We start from the raw sequence: 1,046 nt of genomic DNA on the forward strand, positions 1-1,046 counted from the left end.
TATTAAAATAATCTTTTATTACGCAAAGATACTGTAGAAACATTATAAGTATTCCAATTGCAAGTTCTAGTATTTGTAAAGAATTTTTATCTATCCAATTTGGATTATATATACTAAATATATAAAGTACGATAATATACATCAAACTAAAAATTTGATGAGTTAATAGGAAAACTGTTATTGATGAAAAAAAGAACAAATACAAAAAGCCTAACTCTTTTTCTAAATCTATGCCATTCTGACCCAGATAGCCCAAACCTCCACATACAAATATCAAAAGCATTATTAAACAAATTTCAAAGATATTTCCTCTAAAATAGTTTAAACCAATTAGTATAGCATTTGAGCTTAATACAAATAATAATTTAGCTTTTTTCTCTTTTATTTCTTTATTCAATCCTAGCAACACTAGTCCTAAACCTGATAAAGTTGCAATAATAGTAATAATTTCTTCCACAATTCCTCCATAATTTCACATACTCTTTTTAAATATTTTCCCCTAATCAATATATCATAATACAATACGAAATACACCAATAGTATATAAGTGGAAGAAAAATCTAACTATAATTGTTAGGTTTTTAGTCATATATTATTTAAAACCGCACGTATTACTTCATTTTCCTCCCCATATGTTTCCTTAAGTACATGTCCATATGTATCTATTATACGTTGTATATTCTTATGTCCCATATTTTTCGCAACTACAGCAATATCTACTTTTTTAGCTAGAAGTACGCAGGCATATGTGTGCCGACATCCAGTTGCAACTATTAAAGGAGTGATATTTAATTTTGTAAGATATACTTTTAAAGCTTTATTTATGCCATTATTTGTTGGCAATCCATATCTCTTATCAAAAAATATCAGTCCATCAGCTAATTTTATAATATCAGCTTCTTCTTGCTCCTGATGAAGTTTGTGTAAGACTTGGATTAAATCATCACTTATAGGAATTTCTCGAACAGAATATGGAGTTTTAGGTTTTCCTGAATCAATATGTTTAGCACTATCAATTCTTTTAAATGTATAAATAGTTTTATTAG

Annotated in this window: 2 protein-coding genes; both read right to left on the reverse strand. The window is 27.2% G+C overall.

The features are described from left to right. A partial coding sequence (locus AB0N14_RS40380; protein ID WP_366030650.1) for a hypothetical protein occupies positions 1 to 457 on the reverse strand: 457 nt, incomplete at its 3' end. Between the two features lie 128 nt (positions 458 to 585). Then, positions 586 to 1,046 (reverse strand): tyrosine-type recombinase/integrase (locus tag AB0N14_RS40385; protein ID WP_366030651.1); only part of this gene is annotated, 461 nt, incomplete at its 5' end.

Origin of the sequence: Streptomyces sp. NPDC051104, from assembly GCF_040682835.1 — a bacterium.
GTDB lineage: Bacteria > Actinomycetota > Actinomycetes > Streptomycetales > Streptomycetaceae > Streptomyces > Streptomyces cynarae.